This is a genomic window from Aeribacillus sp. FSL W8-0870 (genome assembly GCF_037963755.1).
In the GTDB taxonomy this organism is placed as follows: Bacteria; Bacillota; Bacilli; order Bacillales; family Aeribacillaceae; genus Aeribacillus; species Aeribacillus composti.
Genome location: NZ_CP150165.1, coordinates 1,302,258 through 1,318,933, shown reverse-complemented (window position 1 = coordinate 1,318,933; position 16,676 = coordinate 1,302,258). Strand labels below are relative to the sequence as shown.

Here is a 16,676-nt window from a genome sequence, read left to right as displayed (position 1 = left end):
GAAGGAAAGAAGGAATGATTTTATCTGGAAAAACTATTCTTGAGAAAATTCAACATAAAGAATTGGTCATTGATCCCTTAACAAAAGAGCAAATTCAACCTGCTTCAGTAGATTTGCGCCTTGGAAATCATTTTCTTGTGATGGATGAGCACGCCAATGCTCATCTATCATTAGAGGCGAAAGCGAAATATAAAGAAGTAGTGGCTGAAAACGAGAAAATTGTCATTCCCCCCTTCTCTTTCTTGCTTGCTACTACTATAGAAACCATCGAGCTGCCGGAAAATCTTACTGCTTTCGTAGAAGGAAGAAGCTCGATCGGCCGCTTAGGGCTATTTATTCAAAATGCCGGTTGGGTTGACCCGGGATTTAAAGGACAAATCACGTTGGAACTGTTTAACGCGAATCGCCTACCGATCGAATTAACGATAGGAAGAAGAATTTGTCAGATTATCATTTCTAAAGTTGATCAAGAAGCAAAACCATACAGCGGAAAATATCTATTTCAAAAAGGAGCGACAGAAAGCCGAATTTTTCAAGACGATGATGTCACGCAATAATGAGGAATTTTCAATAATAAATGATATGACAGGAAGGACGAACATTGGCTAAAAAATCAAAAATAGCGAAAGAAAGAAAAAGACAAGAATTCGTTGTTAAATATGCTGAGCTAAGACGAGAGCTAAAGGAGAAAGGGGACTATGAAGCTCTTCAAAAGCTCCCCCTCCTATCCGTCTAAAAAATCGTTGTGAAATTACCGGAAGGCCAAGGGGTTATCTCCGTAAAAATGCTTCAATGACAAAATCGGTCTTTCGATGATTGCTGTTATAGTTGGCAAAATCCCCTTCATTAACCTCCTTCTTTTTTTAATATGTTAACCAAATAGAATTTTAGGTTGACATTTATATCATTCTTCTTGCATAATAAAAAACAAATATTGTATTAGGAGGAAAAGCATGAAAATCAAGTCGATGGTGTTAATTGCTCTTTTTGCGGCGTTAACGGCGATCGGTGGGTTTATTAAAATCCCTATTCCATATGTCCCATTTACGCTGCAAATTGTATCTGTTTATTTAGCTGGGTGTTTGTTAGGCCCAAAACTCGGAATGTTAAGCCAGCTTGTTTACGTTTTGATTGGACTGGCAGGTGCGCCTGTTTTTGCGGAAGGAGGAGGTCCAAGTTACATTTTTAAACCTACATTTGGTTATTTACTAGGTTTTGTGTTAGGAGCATACGTCAATGGCTGGTTGATTAAGAGATTTCAATTGGTAAAAACATTTTCTATTTTCCTCGCTAATTTCGCCTGCCTTCTTGTAGTGTATCTTCTTGGCTGTCTTTGGTTATATGCAGCAATGAAATTTATTTTCGATAAGTCGTTAACGATTGCTCAAACATTATTATTTGGTTTTGTGATTCCTATACCGGGAGATATTTTCTTATGTATCCTATGTTCCATCATCGCAGCGCAGATTCTTCCACGGACGAACTTTTTGATTCATAAACAAGGAGTTGCATCTTAATGGGAAAAGCGATTTTTATCACAGGGACCGGAACAGAAATTGGCAAAACGATTGTCACTTCCATTCTATTTCTGGTATTGAAAGAAATGGGAGTGAAAACAAAAATATTTAAACCCATTCAAACAGGTGTAGTAGAAGAGAGCGATTCTTTTGCCGATCAATATTGGTATGAAGAAGTGATTGGAGAAGAAAAAGGCTCTACGGGGATGTATTATATGGAGCCTGCTGTTTCCCCTCATTTAGCTTCAGAGATCACAAATACTACGATTCTGCCAAATGAAATAAAAAATAAAATTTTAGAATTAAAAAATCAATACGATGTTGTTCTAGTAGAAGGAGCAGGCGGACTCGCGGTTCCGCTCATTGAACATTCTAATGGATTTTATATGACAAAAGATTTAATTCAAGAATGTGAATTGCCAACAATTCTCGTGTCTTTGGCTGGATTAGGGGCTATACACCATACACTCACAACTGTAAATTATGCCGAAATGCACGACATTAAAATCCTCGGGCTTATATTTAACCATTTTGACCAATACAATATGATTCATATTGATAATGTACGGACTATACATAAGATGTTGAATCTTCCTATCATCGCTAAATTGCCAACAATGGACTCTTTGTCTAAAGACAGTCTTACTCAATTAGCCAAAACATTGATATCCAAGCAAGAACTTAAGAATGTATTGTCAGGGGGATTAGAAATTGAAGTATAGCTACGAACAGTTAGAACAACTTGATAAACAATATGTATGGCATCCTTTTACCCAAATGCAGTCTTATATCGAAGAAAAGCCGCTCATCATTGAAAAAGGAAAGGGAAGCTACCTTTATGATGTCGAAGGAAAAAAATATTTAGACGGTTATGCATCTTTATGGGTAAATGTTCACGGACACAGTGACCCTGAATTAAACGAAGTGCTTCATGAACAAATTGAAAAAATCTCTCATTCTACGCTTTTAGGGTCCGCGAATGTTCCTTCCATTTTATTAGCAAAAAAACTAGTGGAAATTTGGGGAGGAAATTTATCAAAAGTATTTTATTCCGATACAGGGGCTGCTGCCGTTGAAATTGCATTGAAGATGGCATATCAGTACTGGCAAAACATTGACCCTGTCCGCTACAAAGATAAAAACAAATTTATCTCATTAAAAGAAGCTTATCACGGGGATACGATTGGTGCTGTAAGTGTTGGTGGAATGGATTTATTCCATCGAATCTTTAGGCCGCTATTGTTTGAACGAATTGAAGTACCTTCCCCATATGTATATAGAATGGACGAATATGGCGATGAAAAGGAAATTGTGAATTATTGTTTAACAAAGCTAGAGGAAACGCTTGAACAGCATCATTCAGAAGTCGCGGGTATGATTGTCGAACCGCTCGTTCAAGGAGCGGCAGGAATCATTGTACATCCGAAAGGGTTTTTAAAAGGTATTGAAAAGCTTTGCCGCAAATACAATATTTTGCTTATTTGCGATGAAGTGGCTGTTGGATTCGGCAGAACCGGAACATTATTTGCCTGCGAACAAGAAGATGTCCAGCCTGATATTGTTTGCTTAGCCAAAGGCATCACAGGAGGATATTTACCGCTTGCGGCAACATTGACAACAGAAGAAATTTATTCTGCATTTTTAGGAGATGTTCATGAAAATAAAACATTTTTCCATGGTCATACATATACAGGAAATCAATTATCTTGTTCTGTTGCGTTAAAAAATATTGAGTTGATCGAAAAGAGAAACTTAGTTTCGGATGTCCAACGAAAAGCCCATGCGTTGGCAGGTAAATTGCAAAAGCTTTATGAACTGCCGATCGTCGGTGATATTCGTCAAAAAGGACTCATGATTGGCATCGAAATCGTCAAGGATAAGAAAACAAAAGAAATATTCGAGCGCTCGGAGCAGATTGAGCATAAAATTATTTTAGAAGCTAGAAAGCGCGGGCTTATTATCCGACCATTAGGTCCTGTCATCACGTTTATCCCTGTTTTGGCGATGACCGATGATGAGCTAAAGACCGCTGTTGATATTATTTTTGATTCGATTGCGGAAATGGTAAGCATCAAGCAGTTTTAAGATGAAGGTACTTTATCGTTGCAAGGGGATGTCTCATGTTTTGAGACATCCCCTACTTACAATTAGTCAAGAGTTTTTAGTAAATCTATTTGTTTCAGTGGATTTATTTAGGGGGCTGTCCAAAAAGTCAAAATCCACTGAAAACGAAACATCATAAGCATTGATATATCAACATTAAAGGGGCGTCTATAAGCTGGAAAATCGACTTATTAGAAGCCCCTAACTAAATAAATTTACGCATGCCAAATAGCCCCCACGATTTTTGCTTTTTTTCCTACACAACTACAAAGTTGCTGATGCGATTTCGTAATTGTAGGTGATTATGTAATATTTCCCCCTCATAAACACAAATCTGAGCAGAATTATAAATAACCATATAGCTCTTTCCCATACTAACATCAAAGGCAATGACACTTTGCATAAACCTTCCTCCATTATTTGTAGAAGCCTTCATATAACCTTAATGATTCCCTTTTCTTATCCACGATCTCATGGATCCAACATATTAAATCTGATTCTTATAAGATCCGTGAAGTAGGCCAGTTTTTCATTGCGAACTCATAGTTCTGGGGCTGTCACGACCTTTTCTCCACTCCTACTAAAAAATAGCAGCACAGACCTTGACCGTGGTCTATGCTGATAAACTTAATATGTATTTATTTACATGAAATGAAGTTAAGGATTTCTTCTTTTGTTGGTAAGGATGAAATTGCACCTTTTCCTGTTGTTGTGATCGCACCGCTTGCATTGGCAAAGGTGAGGATTTCTTGATGGTGCTCATTTAATACATCTATTAAGTTATCATGGTTTACTTCTTTTTCGAGTAGTTTATATAAAAAGCCACCGATAAAGGCATCTCCTGCACCTGTAGTATCCTGAACCTCAACTTTGAAACCAGTTGATTCATATTTGGCATTCTTCGTGTAAAGGTCGGCTCCATTAGCTCCTTTTGTGTAAATAACGGCTTTTACATCACCTGTGAATAAGTTTTCAATCGCCTCTTTTTCATTAGTGATTCCTGTGATAAACGCTAATTCTTCATCGGAAATTTTGATGATATGTGCTTTCGGAATAAATTCTAAAATCGTTTGTCGACATTTCTCTGCACTGTTCCATAGTGGAAGGCGAACGTTGGGATCAAAGCTAATGATTCCCCCATTTTCTTTAACAAGTCGAATTGCTTTTTCATGGGCTTTTTTCATTGGGCTTTCGACTAGATCGACGGAGCAAAAATGTAAAATATCTCCTTTAGCAAACCAACTTTCTTCAATTTCATCTTCTGAAAGCAAAAGATCTGCAGAAGGATTGCGATAGAAGGAAAAATCACGTTCACCATCATCGAGCAGTGAAACAAATGCTAATCCTGTATTCGCTTCCTTTGTTCGCTTTATTTTATCTGTTTTCACACCGATTTTTTGTAACTCTTCAATTAAAAAGTCACTAAAGGCATCCATTCCAAGCTTTGTGATTATTGCAGATTCTGCTCCAAATCTCGCAACAGCTGCTGCAACGTTTGCTGGGGCTCCCCCAGGTGCACGTTTAAAAGATTGAACATCCTTTAATGCTTTGCCTTTTTGCATTGGAATAAAATCAATTAACACTTCACCAATTGAAAATAAGCGCCCCATTGTCTACACCTCCCTTTTAATTCATAGTGGATAAGTTATATTTCGTTGTGTCTAATGTAACTTTTCCGTTTCGTGCAAAGAAGCGAATATCTGTGCTTTCAGGTCTTGGAAAAATTCGGCTCGTAAATACTTCAACGCCGTCATTGATAAAAATTTCGACAGAAGACGTATCAACAAACAGATGAAGCTTTAACGTATCCCCTTCAACGCTGCACTTTCTTGTTGTTCCATATTCTTTAGCTGGAACCTCGCCTGAATGGGTACGGTCTAAGGTCACCTTTTGTTCCTTTCTGTTATAGGAGATGACCGTTTTTTCATCATTACATGACCGGAATTCAATCCCGACTTCATCTGCTTCCATGTTCGTAAATTCACAAATAAGTTCATACGTCGTCCCATTGAATCCTTCATACATTTTTTTCTCATCATCGAGAATATCTTTCACATTTACCGAATCTTGTCGCAATGCTTCTAGTTCTTTTACAGGACACTGAATAAGCTTTCCATTTTGAACGGTCAACTCTCTCGGTAATGTTAAACAATGAGCCCACCCATCCTTATCAGTTGGATACTCGATTTCGGGAAGACCCATCCATCCGACTAAAAGGCGACGTCCCTTATGGTCAATTGTCGTTTGTGGTGCATAAAAGTCAAATCCACGGTCTAACTCAACAAACTCACCGTGTTCAAAAACTTTTGTCTTTAAATCTAGTGTTTTCCCTAAAAGATAACCAGATTGATAGATATTTTGAAATTGATCTCCCTTTGGTTCTAACCCTTGTGGTGAGAAGATCAGCACACCTTTTCCATCTAGTTCAAAATAATCGGGACATTCCCACATAAATCCAAATTCCTTTAAGTTTGTTTGAACCTCACCTTCAAATGTCCAATTTTTTAAATCAGGTGATGAATAAAGAACAATACAACCTGTTTTGTTTTCCCTCTGTGCCCCGATAACAGCATAAAATGTGTCATTTTCCTTCCAAACTTTCGGATCGCGATAATGATCGGTATAACCTTTTGGAACTTCTTTAATAACCGGCTCTTGTAATTTTTCAATACGACTATTTTCATTCATTACCGCTAAGCATTGATATGGATGACGAACCCAATTTTCATCTCTTGTATTTCCTGTATACATTAAATGGAGCTTACCGTCATGACAAATAGCACTACCTGAATAAGCTCCGTGAGAATCAAAATAATCGTTCGGCTTAATACCAATTCCGACATTTTGCCAATTGACAAGATCTTTTGATTTTGTGTGATACCAATATTTTAATCCATGAACAGGACCTAGCGGAAACCATTGATAAAACAAGTGATATTCTCCGTTAAAATAAGAAAAACCATTTGGATCATTTAAAAGACCCGTTACTGGTTGAATATGAAATTTCTGACGCCAAATGCTTTTGTTGACTTTTTCTTTTAATGCATTCAATTCTTCTTTTGTCGCTTCTTCGATTCGGCGATACCGTTGTTTTCTCGTCCATTCCATCTTTAAACCTCAAACTCCTTCACGATGTAAACACAGGGCCTGACCTCTTTTTAAGGATCAGACCCCAATATTTAATTTATTAAGATGCTTTTTCTGCTGCTTGTTCTTTTTTCGCTGCACGTTTCGCTAAAATGATGGTTGTTACGAATGCAACGATGAATGAAATAACCATTCCAATTACGTATGGAGCTATGGAATCTGGACGAATTGAAATAATACCTGGTAAACCAGCTGCTCCAAGCGCAACAGCTTTTACTTTAAAGATCGTAATAAATGCGGCTGATACAGCTGCACCTGTAATAGCACCAATAAATGGATAACGAAGCTTCAAGTTAACACCAAACATAGAAGGCTCTGTAATTCCTAAAAGAGCCGAAATACCAGCTGCGGATGCAATACCTTTAATTTTCTTATCATTAATAATCATAAAAACAGCTAATGTTGCTGCACCTTGAGCTACGTTTGACATAGCCGCAACAGGGAAAATAAACGAACCACCTGTTTTAGCAAATTCTGCTAACAATTGTGTTTCAACTGCAATAAAGCTATGATGCATACCTGTAATAACGATTGGGGCATAAACTAAACCGAATAACGCACCACCAATGAGTCCCGTAGTATCATATAACCAAACAAGTCCGTCTGTTAATAAGTTACCTGCAGAACGAGTAATCGGTCCTACTGCTGTAAACGTTAAAATGCCTGTAATAAAAATTGTTAATAATGGCGTTAATAAGTTATCAAGTGCAGACGGAATATATTTGCGTAAGAATTGTTCTGTTTTCGCTAAAATAAAGGATGATGCTAATACAGGTAATACGGTCCCTTGATAACCGACTTTTTCAATTTCAAATCCGAAAATACTCCAAACTGGAATTTCACCGTTCGCTAAGGCGCTACCATAACCCCAACCATTTAATAAATCAGGGTGAACCATTAACATACCTAAAGTAGCTCCTAAGTACGGGTTACCACCAAAGCGCTGTGTAGCGGAGAAACCAATTAAAATTGGTAAAAAGACAAATGCCGCATTGGCAAATGTATTAATAAGTGCTGCTAAGTCCGCTATTTCTGGATAAGCATCAATGAGGGACCTACCTTCAATAAATAGATCCTTTGCCGTTAATACGTTATTAATTCCCATTAAAAGACCGCCAGCAACAATGGCAGGAATAATCGGAACGAAAATATCAGAAAGTAGCTTCACTAAACGTTGAATTGGATTTAAATTTTTCGCTCCAGCATCTTTCACATCTTTTGTAGACATTTCTTGAAGTCCAGTTAATTTGGTCAATTCTTGATAAACTTTGTTAACTGTACCTGACCCTAAAATAATTTGGAACTGTCCACCCGTTGAAAAAGTTCCTTTTACATCGTCCATTTTGTCAAGCGCTTCTTGATTTATTTTACTTTCATCATTTAAAACTAGACGTAAACGTGTCGCACAGTGAGCTGCAGCAGAAATATTATCTTTTCCACCAAGAGCTTCTAAAATTTCTTTTGCGATTTGATTGTATTTCATAGCTTCCTCCCCCATTTATTTAGTGGAACCGGTTCCATTTTTCACGATTTAGGAACCGGTTCCAAACTTTATGAAATGGAACCGGTTCCAGTCTGATTATAAGTCATTAGGAATGATGCTGTCAACGCTTTCTCGTTCAATAATTTCATATTTTGATAATGTTCTTTTTGGAACTGACTCCTCATTGACAAGCTTTACAATGTTTTGCGCTGCCATCTTTCCAGCCTCTTTAAAAAACAGTTTTACTGTTGTTAGCCCTGGGTGAATAATTTCCGTCACATCATATCCTCCAAAACCCGTAATAGAAACATCCTTTGGAATGCTCAATCCTTTTAATTGTGCTGCCCTTAAAGCACCAAGAGCAATATTATCCGTTGCACACACAATGCAAGTCGGCTGAAATCCTTCTAGCATTTCTGTTACCCTTTGTTGAGCAGCAAACATATTAAAACCTGTTTCAAAATAACGAACCTCACATCCTTCCGCTTCTGCTATTGCCCTTTTAAATCCTTCCTTTCTTCTTACTCCAACTGCTACATCCTTTTCGGTAACACCTAAGTAAGCAATTTTTCGATGCCCTTTCTCTAATACATATTTTCCAATTGCATAGCCTGCTTCCAAATCATTATGAATCAGACTATGTACATCAGGATGTTCTTGACCAACAAGAAGAATCGGGATGTTCACCTTTTCAAATGCCTCTAAATGTACTTGTGTAATTTGAGTAGCAAGTAAAATAATTCCCGCAACTTTTTGACTAGCCAAGCTATAAATCGTTTCAATTTCACGTTCAATTTGCTGATTCGTATTGGATATTAATAATTGAAAATTCAACTCTTTTAATTGTTCATCAATCCCAATTAAAGTATGCGATGCTGCATAGGAATCTAATCGCGGAACAATCGTTCCAATAAAATATGTTTTCTTAGCCTTTAAACTTTGTGCAAAAGGATTAGGTGTATATCCTGTTTCTTTAATGGCAAGTTCAATTTTTCTTTTTGTTGCTTCACTAACAGATCCACCATTTAAGTAGCGAGATACAGTGCTTTTGGAAACTCCCGAAATTTTTGCTATATCTGCAATAGTTTTATTCATTCCTAGTCCACCTCAAAAATGAGTTCTCTTTTTTTTATTATAATATTAAACCCATTTTTAATGCATGGGGTAACAAAATAAGCATTCGAGATTTAAAATCCTTGTGTTCCGAATAATAAAGCAATCGGTCATTCACCGATTGCTGCAAATTTGATAGGTTACTTCTAGGATCGATTGATTCCTCCACTTTTGCTGGGGATTTAAATCACTTCTGGGATCTTTCCCATCACTTTGGCTAGGGATTCAATCACTTTTAAACGCCATTCCATTACTTTCCCCTAACATTTTTACGCACCTTTCCATCACTTTGGCGGGTGATTCAATAATCAATCTTTTGTTTCCACTACTCGATCGACTCTCAACTTTTGAACATGTAAATAAGTCAATGCCCTATATCTCAAGGATTTATGACTTTTCATCTCGTTGATTCCGACTGGTCTCAAACCAGCGACCTCCACCCTGTTAAGGTGTAGTAGTAGGATAAATCATAGTCTAATAGAATGCAAAAAATTTATTTTTATCTTAAACAAAAAATACGCCAACAAACATATTATAAAACCAAAAAATCGACAACAAGCTGCCGTCAAGATTACCTGCAAAACAGAATCATTTATCCCCCTTCAAATTTTAAGGGGGATTTTTATTTTGAGACAATATGATTGGTCTCTATTACCTAAATAAGAAAATAATCTAGAAACCTCTTGGTAGTTTTTTCTTAAAATTCCCTTTTTTCATTTCTATTTACCTGAATCCGTGATGAATTGAAATCGACTTTGATTTTGTTGTAATTTTGATGGATTGATAATCCATAAAACCCTTTTTATGCTTATGACCTATGTCATCTCTATTTCCGAAAATGGAACAAATCTCTTTTTTAGGTATACGAACCAAAAAAATAGACAAAAAAGCACAGGGAGTGACGTTGGACATCAGTTCCCGAACATTCGTTCGTTATCTTGCCTCTCTCCATTTCTGATAGACGTTCAGTAGGGGCTCGCTATAGCCACTCCTTCGCGTCAGTTTCATCCAGATCTGTCGTGATCGACGGACGAGTCGCCCTGCCATCGTGATCACCGTCTGAATAATCGTCTTGATGCGGCGGCGTTTCACTTTGTGGTGCAACGGATGTCTCGGATCGCTTAATAGATCTTGTCCAATCAGACGAAGAAGATTGTAAACGAAGGCTCCCATGACCAACACGAGCGCATTCGTTTTCATCTTCCCAGATGGAAGCCGCTCTAAATCTAAGTCGCTCTTCAGTTCGCTATGAAACTGTTCGCATGTCGCATGGTCATGATACAACGCGAGCACATCGCTCATTCGAACATGCTCGTATCCTTTGAGCCGCACCCAATAGCTTTCCACTTCATAATCAGGAACGAGCATCAGCTGTCCATTGCGTTCCATCGTCCGTTCCGTCACTTGGGTGACTTGAACGTACGTATACGTGTTTCCATCGATCGCTGCCTTCTGTGGAAGGCATAGCTCATAGGTTTGTACTCCTTCGCTTTGTCCATCATCGACACGTTTGCCCTTTTGCGAAGCGATCTGGAACCAAAGCGCTTTCGATTCTCGGCGTAAGTTTCGCTTGATGACAAAGTCCACGTCTTCCTTTAGGCATACGTGCACATTCGCTTCTGCATCGTTTCCTGCATCCATGCGAACAAGCAGACGAGATGAAGTCAGTTGACGAGCTCGACGGATAGCGGTGACTAAAAACGAGGGCATGTTGTCTTGCACATGTTGTTTCCCTGGACGCAACTCGGCATGAACGAGATACCCTTCCTTCCCTGCATACGCAAACAACGGTGTAAAACCGTCAAATCCTTTATACGTTCGACTGACTCCTTCTTTTTTCGTATCGGAGTTGTCAAATGGGGAACCATCTATATCAAGGGGAAGCCATGTCGTCTTTCCTTTGGTCCAACAAGGGGACAAAGTGGCATGTCGTTGAATCAACAGACGTATGGACTCCTCCCAAAGAATCGTTTCGGTCATCGGAAGACAAGCGAGCTGATCGAGTCGTTGTCGCAAGGTTGGAGAGGAAGGCACGTGCTGAATCCCCATCGATGCCGAAAAGATATCGTCCTGACGATACGCTTCGATATGATCGAAATCCGTTTTTCCTGTGGCAAGCAAGCCAATCATCGAGCGAATGACATCGCTATGGGAAATGTGCACTTCTCGACGAACCGTTGGAAGCCGAAGTGCGTTTACCCGTTTATCCAGTTTCGTTCGATGGAGTAAGTAGCCAACGAGAGCAAGCCCAGCACTTGGGGTAATCGCTTCATCTGTCAATACAAACCGAATCGGGAAATCTTTCATCACATCACCTACTTGATGAAGAATCGTCAACGTCGTTTTCCCTTATCGTATCAACGGTTTGCGACCATTGTAAAGATGTTTTGTCACGGATTCAGGTATTTACTAAAAATTCCTTTATCTGTCTTATAATGAAACAAAAAGCTTTTCCACTTGATGGAATCCATTTCGTTTCAATCGGAGGCATGGATACAGTGAATGTCAACTATATACCTTCAGAATGGGAAAGGACCAAGAAAGGCATCGGCAACCTGATCGGCGTCGGTGCATGGGGAAAAGGCATGATCGACAACTTAAAAGATATCAGTGATCTTTTGGAAGACGCCCAGTCAGACATCGCCAAATATGACAGCGATGGTGTCATCTCTTTTACCCATACCGATCGCAAAAGCCAATATCAACAATTATATGAAGATTATCTCGTCCTACACAGATTTAGCGACCGTGTCGGAGATATTGTCGACCGCACCATCGATGAGCCGTTTTATCAAGATATCGATGCTTTTGTCGAAGCGATGCGCGACTTATCGATATCAAAGATCAAGACGAAAAACCACATCGGTGTTAAAGAAATAATCGTCGTTCCAGGAACTTATGGCTCACAGGAGACGATCGAAGTGCCGAAAGCGGAAGTTGGACTGGAAGATCTGTTCAGCGGCAGCAACTACTATGCCAGGCTAATGGAACGGGAATACGCCTCATGGAAAGAACTGAACACCCGCCATGACTTTTCGAAAAAAGAATATATACAGACGACATTGAATTCCCATGCTTTTCAGTATGAATCGATCAAAGAAGGACAGTTGAATAAAGAATTCTGGGGGCAAATAGCGGCGCTCGTCGTGATTGTCGGCGTCTCATTTATTTGTCCGCCGGCAGGGATGGCATTGGGCATGGCCTATGGTACACTGGAATTAAGCTCGGCCGTTTCCGGAAAAGACTGGATTTCAGGGAGGGAACTGGGAACAGGCGAAAGAGTATTCCGCGGTGTCCTCGCCCCATTGGATATCGTCCCTGGCGTCAGCGCGCTTTCGAAATTCAGCAGCACCGCCCGGTTCGCACCTCTTCTAGAAGCCATGGATCCCAAGCTATTTACAAGCTTGAAAGCTGGCTTGCACCAGAAATCACAACGTGCCTGCGACCTGATTGTCCATGCTGAAAAAGACATCGTTGCCCGCATTCGAAATGCGAAAGCATGGGCGAAGGAAATGCCGCAGCATTTGAAAACCGGCGCAGCAAACGGTGCGTTGCAAGTCGGCCGATTCGTAGACAACGTCATAACAAATCTGAAAAATGTGATCCCTGACCGGCAAATGGGATTCGCCATGGAAGGGGTTGGGGATGTTAAGGTTCCGGTGGAGAATAAGATTCAAGCTTGGTTAAGTAAGATGGATGGGATAAATGTAGGCGGAGGTAAAGCAGGCAATGATGGCGTTGAACTTAGCACTAAGGGTATTGGTAAAGGGGAACAAGTATTAGATAAAGTCAAGACATATGAACAGGCTAGAAATAAAGCACTAGACCTAGTTGGAGATTTAGGACCAAATTCAAAGCCATATATAGGAACTCTTAAGTCAAGTGCTGGATATGGTAAAGTAATTGGTAGGCAGTCTGCTGACAGAAAAGTAAGATGGAGATTAGATTATGACCCAAATAAGGGGACACATATAAACATTGAAGATTTTCGCAATGGTAAAGGGGCTAATGCTCGAAAAATCGTTATTCCATTCGAGGGTAACGAAAGCACCTTTAAATCTTTATTAAAACATTTGAATAGATAAGGGGGAATTTGAATGAGTTTATTTGATGAATGTATTGAAGCACTAGGTGAGAATGTACACGTCTTATCTGATAGTGAGGGAGAGCAAGTACTAAGAGATTTTGAGAATTCTTTTCCATTTACTGAGTGGGGGCGTATTGAATGGGAGAAAGTGACTTATCATGCTAAAATGAATACAGTTGATGAGATCATCTCCTTTTTGAACCAAAACATTGATGAATACAGCAACGTTATATATGTTATTTGGGATGAAAGGACATTACCTATAATTCAATCTGAGTTAAATAAAGTATTTGAAGTTATAGATGATGTTACTGCTGTAAGTTTTGATACATGGATATTTTCACCATCTTCAGGATATGTTATTGAGATATTTCATGACGGTGAAGTAAGAATAGGATTGAAGTAAAATATTATTGAATTAACCCTCAAAAGGGGAATATAAATTCTCTTTTGAGGATTTTCTACTAGTGACGTAGTGCCGAACGAGCTGCTAGTGATACAATTTGTGCATGTAATCTATTCAAGTTCTATATGATAATTTTTAGAGTTATCTTGTACGCACAAAATGTGTATAAAAAAGATGCCCTATTTTACAATTTTCATCAAATATAACCCGCTGAAAAATTATCAGTTACTACCGTTTTTTTCGCCAAAAACCTTACCCTTGTTTTCCCACCATTTTATAAAAATTTTTTTCGTAACTTTTTCTTCGCTACCACCGATTACTATAGCGAGAGGATTACTCCACCTCGATTAACTCCTGGATGTCTAATAAATTTTTGATTAGGAAAATAATCTATAGACTGTTACCCATTTTCCACACTTAACCCTTGTTGCTAAGATAATTAAATGGCAGTCATTATATTTAAAATAGATTCAGGACCAATAATAAATTTAAAACATAAAAATAAAATTCCACTCTGGATTTTCAGACAAATGATGAATCGGGAACTTTTTGAAAGTATTTTGTTTTTTTCATCAAGAGAGTTAAAAATTCTTTTAGCATTTTCTTTGTTTTAATAATACTTCACATGCAAAGTAGATGTTTTTATTTGGTTATGTTAACATTTTCAGCCCCCTTAATTGACGTCTGATAAAATTATTCACACTTTTTCTTTTATAATAAATTGTCTAGACATCCATTACTGCTTCAAAAACATTTTTTGGTATTGAACCAGATATTGGATTATATTCGTTCCAATTGCCAAAATCATTTCTATAAATAACAAAAGCTTCAAGATAACTGTTTAATAAGTAGACTTCGTTTTCTATAATTTCAATTGTTTCAAATGCCTCTATATTTTCAATTAATCTATTTGCTTTCCTCTCCATTTTTTGTAATTCTTTCATATTAGTAACAGAGGAATTTAATATTTTAGGAGTAGAGTTTTCAAGTTTGTTACCACGTTTACTTGCAATCTCATTTTCCAATACATTCATTAGCTTTTGTACTTTTATTGAAAGTCTATTGATCGAATCTTCGGCAATACCAAATTTTTCTATATTATCATTTAACCAAGCAAGAAAAGTATAGCCATTTGTATTGTATGGAGAATATTTCCGATGATATTCTTTGTGTAATGTTCTATTGAGTAAAATCGCGTTATCAGGGTGGTAAGCAAGCTCAGGATATTTTCTTATACTATACAAATGATGAACCACAACGTTTTTAGTATCGTTAGTAAGTTCGCATTTCCCATCATTATATTTTTTTACTTTTTGCAAATATAAGTTATATTCTTTAGTTTTACGACTAATATTTTCATCAATCTCACAAATTGGACATTGTTTATTTTTTAGAAATTCGTCAGGTTTCATTTCAAAAAAGTGACCAGCTATACACTGATAAACAGCTTTTTCATTCGGATTATTTGGGTATTTTATTAATATGAATTTATAGTTGTGAGAATCTTCTTCAAGAATATGTACTTCTTTACGATGTTCATCTATAGTTTGCATAACCATCCTCCGTTTATATTTTTATATGATATAAAAAACAAATTTTTCACAAATATTTGTTTTATTTTTATTTTATCAAATAATTGGTGAAATATAGAAAATCTTGTAAATAAGTTTATAAAAAAAATCAAATTTTAATAGAAAAGAGAAAATTTGAATTTTACGAACATAATGTATTATAAGTCATTATTTTTGGTCTCTTCACCATTTTCTGTGATTTGTACACAAACCTTGCATCATGTTAACTGCTGAAGAAGAGCCCTTAAGCAATTTGATCAACATTCGTATTCCCTGTACATTCCAAAAATAAACGAAGTCGAAAACGCTTTAGATTCCGATATCCATAAGCCCTCCGTTTTATATGTTTGATTTTATGATTGGTTCCTTCTGTTCGGGCATTCGTGTGTGGAGATAAGAAATATTGGAGTATGGGTGCTTTCCACTTTTCTAATGTGTTGGCCACTTTATAAAAAGATTAGTAAGGACTATTCCGTGCTAATTGAATCCATTCTTCTAAAAGATCATGGGCATCATTGTAATCGGTCAATTTATAGAAATCTCGAAATAGTTCCTTTAAATCGTAAGCACAAGCAAGTTCTGGGTACTCTTCTAAGATTTCTTCCAAGCGTGCTTTCTGATGATCCTGTAGTGATTCATATCCTTTCAACAGGAGGAATCTTGCTTTTTTTAGTTTTAGTTTTGCAAATCCTTTTCTAACTTTGTCTAAGGCTTGTGTGACTTTTTGAACAACTTGGTATTGATCAATGACGATCGTCGCTAAAGGAAAGACGGATTGAACGCTTTATGATAAGGCTCCCAAATGTCAAAAACGATGGTTTAAACCGTTTGGGAGGAAAGGACATTCTGATTGAATAGTTGAATGGTGGAATCACAATCTCGGTCTTTATGCATTCCGATGACACAGCCTAATTTCGCCTCTGTCAAAACGGTTTCGTATCGATGACCTTTTCGTACAGACACCTCATCTAAACTTAAAACCAGTTCATCCTTATCTAAAGCTTCATGAATTTGTTTTTGATGAAGGGCAGCTTTTTCTTGAGCGACCGAGTAGTACATTCTCTCTAAGGTCGAATACGGAATCTTTTGTTTTCGACTTACATCTTGTATAGTTGTATCCTGACATAATTCAAACAAGTATTCACGATACCTATTCGTTTGGTGTTTATTAGGTTGAATCGACTCATAAGGCTCCGAGAATACCGATTAACAATTTTGGCATTGATATCGTTTGACCAGCACAATAAAC

At 37.7% G+C, this 16,676-nt stretch carries 13 protein-coding genes and 3 pseudogenes; 7 read left to right on the top strand and 9 right to left on the bottom strand.

The annotated features are described in order from the left end of the window. Positions 1-14: 14 nt before the first annotated feature. From dcd to bioA, 5 genes and pseudogenes are all read left to right on the top strand, one after another. Positions 15-557: a dCTP deaminase gene (gene dcd / locus NSU02_RS06405; RefSeq protein ID WP_094245416.1), complete on the top strand. Its 543-nt coding sequence runs from the start codon at positions 15-17 to the stop codon at positions 555-557. 44 nt (positions 558-601) lie between these two features. Continuing rightward, positions 602-816 (top strand): annotated as a pseudogene (locus NSU02_RS06400) (30S ribosomal protein S14). 137 nt (positions 817-953) lie between these two features. Beyond that, positions 954-1,517: a biotin transporter BioY gene (locus tag NSU02_RS06395; RefSeq protein ID WP_063386449.1), complete on the top strand. Its 564-nt coding sequence runs from the start codon at positions 954-956 to the stop codon at positions 1,515-1,517. Continuing rightward, positions 1,517-2,239 (top strand): dethiobiotin synthase, encoded by a 723-nt coding sequence (gene bioD / locus NSU02_RS06390; RefSeq protein WP_066249880.1) that lies wholly within the window; start codon positions 1,517-1,519, stop codon positions 2,237-2,239. The genes NSU02_RS06395 and bioD overlap by 1 nt, the downstream gene beginning before the upstream one ends. Continuing rightward, a complete protein-coding gene (gene bioA / locus NSU02_RS06385; RefSeq protein WP_339194815.1) occupies positions 2,229-3,602 on the top strand; it encodes an adenosylmethionine--8-amino-7-oxononanoate transaminase in 1,374 nt (457 codons plus the stop codon). Before bioD ends, bioA begins: the two co-directional genes overlap by 11 nt. Positions 3,603-3,921: 319 nt before the next feature. On the opposite strand, the pseudogene NSU02_RS06380 reads toward bioA, so the two are convergent. From NSU02_RS06380 to NSU02_RS06355, 6 genes and pseudogenes are all read right to left on the bottom strand, one after another. Continuing rightward, a pseudogene (locus NSU02_RS06380) lies at positions 3,922-4,023 on the bottom strand (IS110 family transposase); the annotation flags it as partial. A gap of 235 nt (positions 4,024-4,258) precedes the next feature. Further along, positions 4,259-5,230, bottom strand: coding sequence for a carbohydrate kinase (locus tag NSU02_RS06375; protein ID WP_339194814.1), 972 nt, complete (start codon positions 5,228-5,230; stop codon positions 4,259-4,261). A gap of 16 nt (positions 5,231-5,246) precedes the next feature. Then, positions 5,247-6,728, bottom strand: coding sequence for a sucrose-6-phosphate hydrolase (locus NSU02_RS06370; RefSeq protein WP_339194812.1), 1,482 nt, complete (start codon positions 6,726-6,728; stop codon positions 5,247-5,249). A gap of 79 nt (positions 6,729-6,807) precedes the next feature. Then, entirely contained in the window at positions 6,808-8,250 is a 1,443-nt protein-coding gene (locus NSU02_RS06365) for a sucrose-specific PTS transporter subunit IIBC (RefSeq protein WP_339194810.1), read from the bottom strand. A gap of 96 nt (positions 8,251-8,346) precedes the next feature. Continuing rightward, positions 8,347-9,345 (bottom strand): LacI family DNA-binding transcriptional regulator, encoded by a 999-nt coding sequence (locus tag NSU02_RS06360; protein ID WP_066249868.1) that lies wholly within the window; start codon positions 9,343-9,345, stop codon positions 8,347-8,349. A gap of 951 nt (positions 9,346-10,296) precedes the next feature. Beyond that, entirely contained in the window at positions 10,297-11,670 is a 1,374-nt protein-coding gene (locus tag NSU02_RS06355; RefSeq protein ID WP_044899598.1) for an IS1380-like element ISGsp2 family transposase, read from the bottom strand. Positions 11,671-11,852: 182 nt separating this feature from the next. Between NSU02_RS06355 and NSU02_RS06350 the strand changes: the two genes are divergently transcribed. Together NSU02_RS06350 and NSU02_RS06345 are read left to right on the top strand one after the other, a co-directional pair. Continuing rightward, positions 11,853-13,448 (top strand): hypothetical protein, encoded by a 1,596-nt coding sequence (locus tag NSU02_RS06350; protein ID WP_339194806.1) that lies wholly within the window; start codon positions 11,853-11,855, stop codon positions 13,446-13,448. 12 nt (positions 13,449-13,460) lie between these two features. Further along, positions 13,461-13,856 (top strand): hypothetical protein, encoded by a 396-nt coding sequence (locus tag NSU02_RS06345; protein ID WP_063386457.1) that lies wholly within the window; start codon positions 13,461-13,463, stop codon positions 13,854-13,856. 725 nt (positions 13,857-14,581) lie between these two features. Here the strand turns inward: NSU02_RS06345 and NSU02_RS06340 are convergent. The 3 genes and pseudogenes from NSU02_RS06340 to NSU02_RS06330 all read right to left on the bottom strand — a co-directional run bounded on the left by NSU02_RS06340 (position 14,582) and on the right by NSU02_RS06330 (position 16,564). Further along, positions 14,582-15,409 (bottom strand): hypothetical protein, encoded by an 828-nt coding sequence (locus tag NSU02_RS06340; protein ID WP_339194804.1) that lies wholly within the window; start codon positions 15,407-15,409, stop codon positions 14,582-14,584. Positions 15,410-15,671: 262 nt separating this feature from the next. Beyond that, a pseudogene (locus tag NSU02_RS06335) lies at positions 15,672-16,175 on the bottom strand (transposase). A gap of 71 nt (positions 16,176-16,246) precedes the next feature. After that, positions 16,247-16,564, bottom strand: a complete 318-nt coding sequence (locus tag NSU02_RS06330) for a hypothetical protein (RefSeq protein WP_339194802.1) — start codon at positions 16,562-16,564, stop codon at positions 16,247-16,249. Positions 16,565-16,676: the final 112 nt, after the last annotated feature.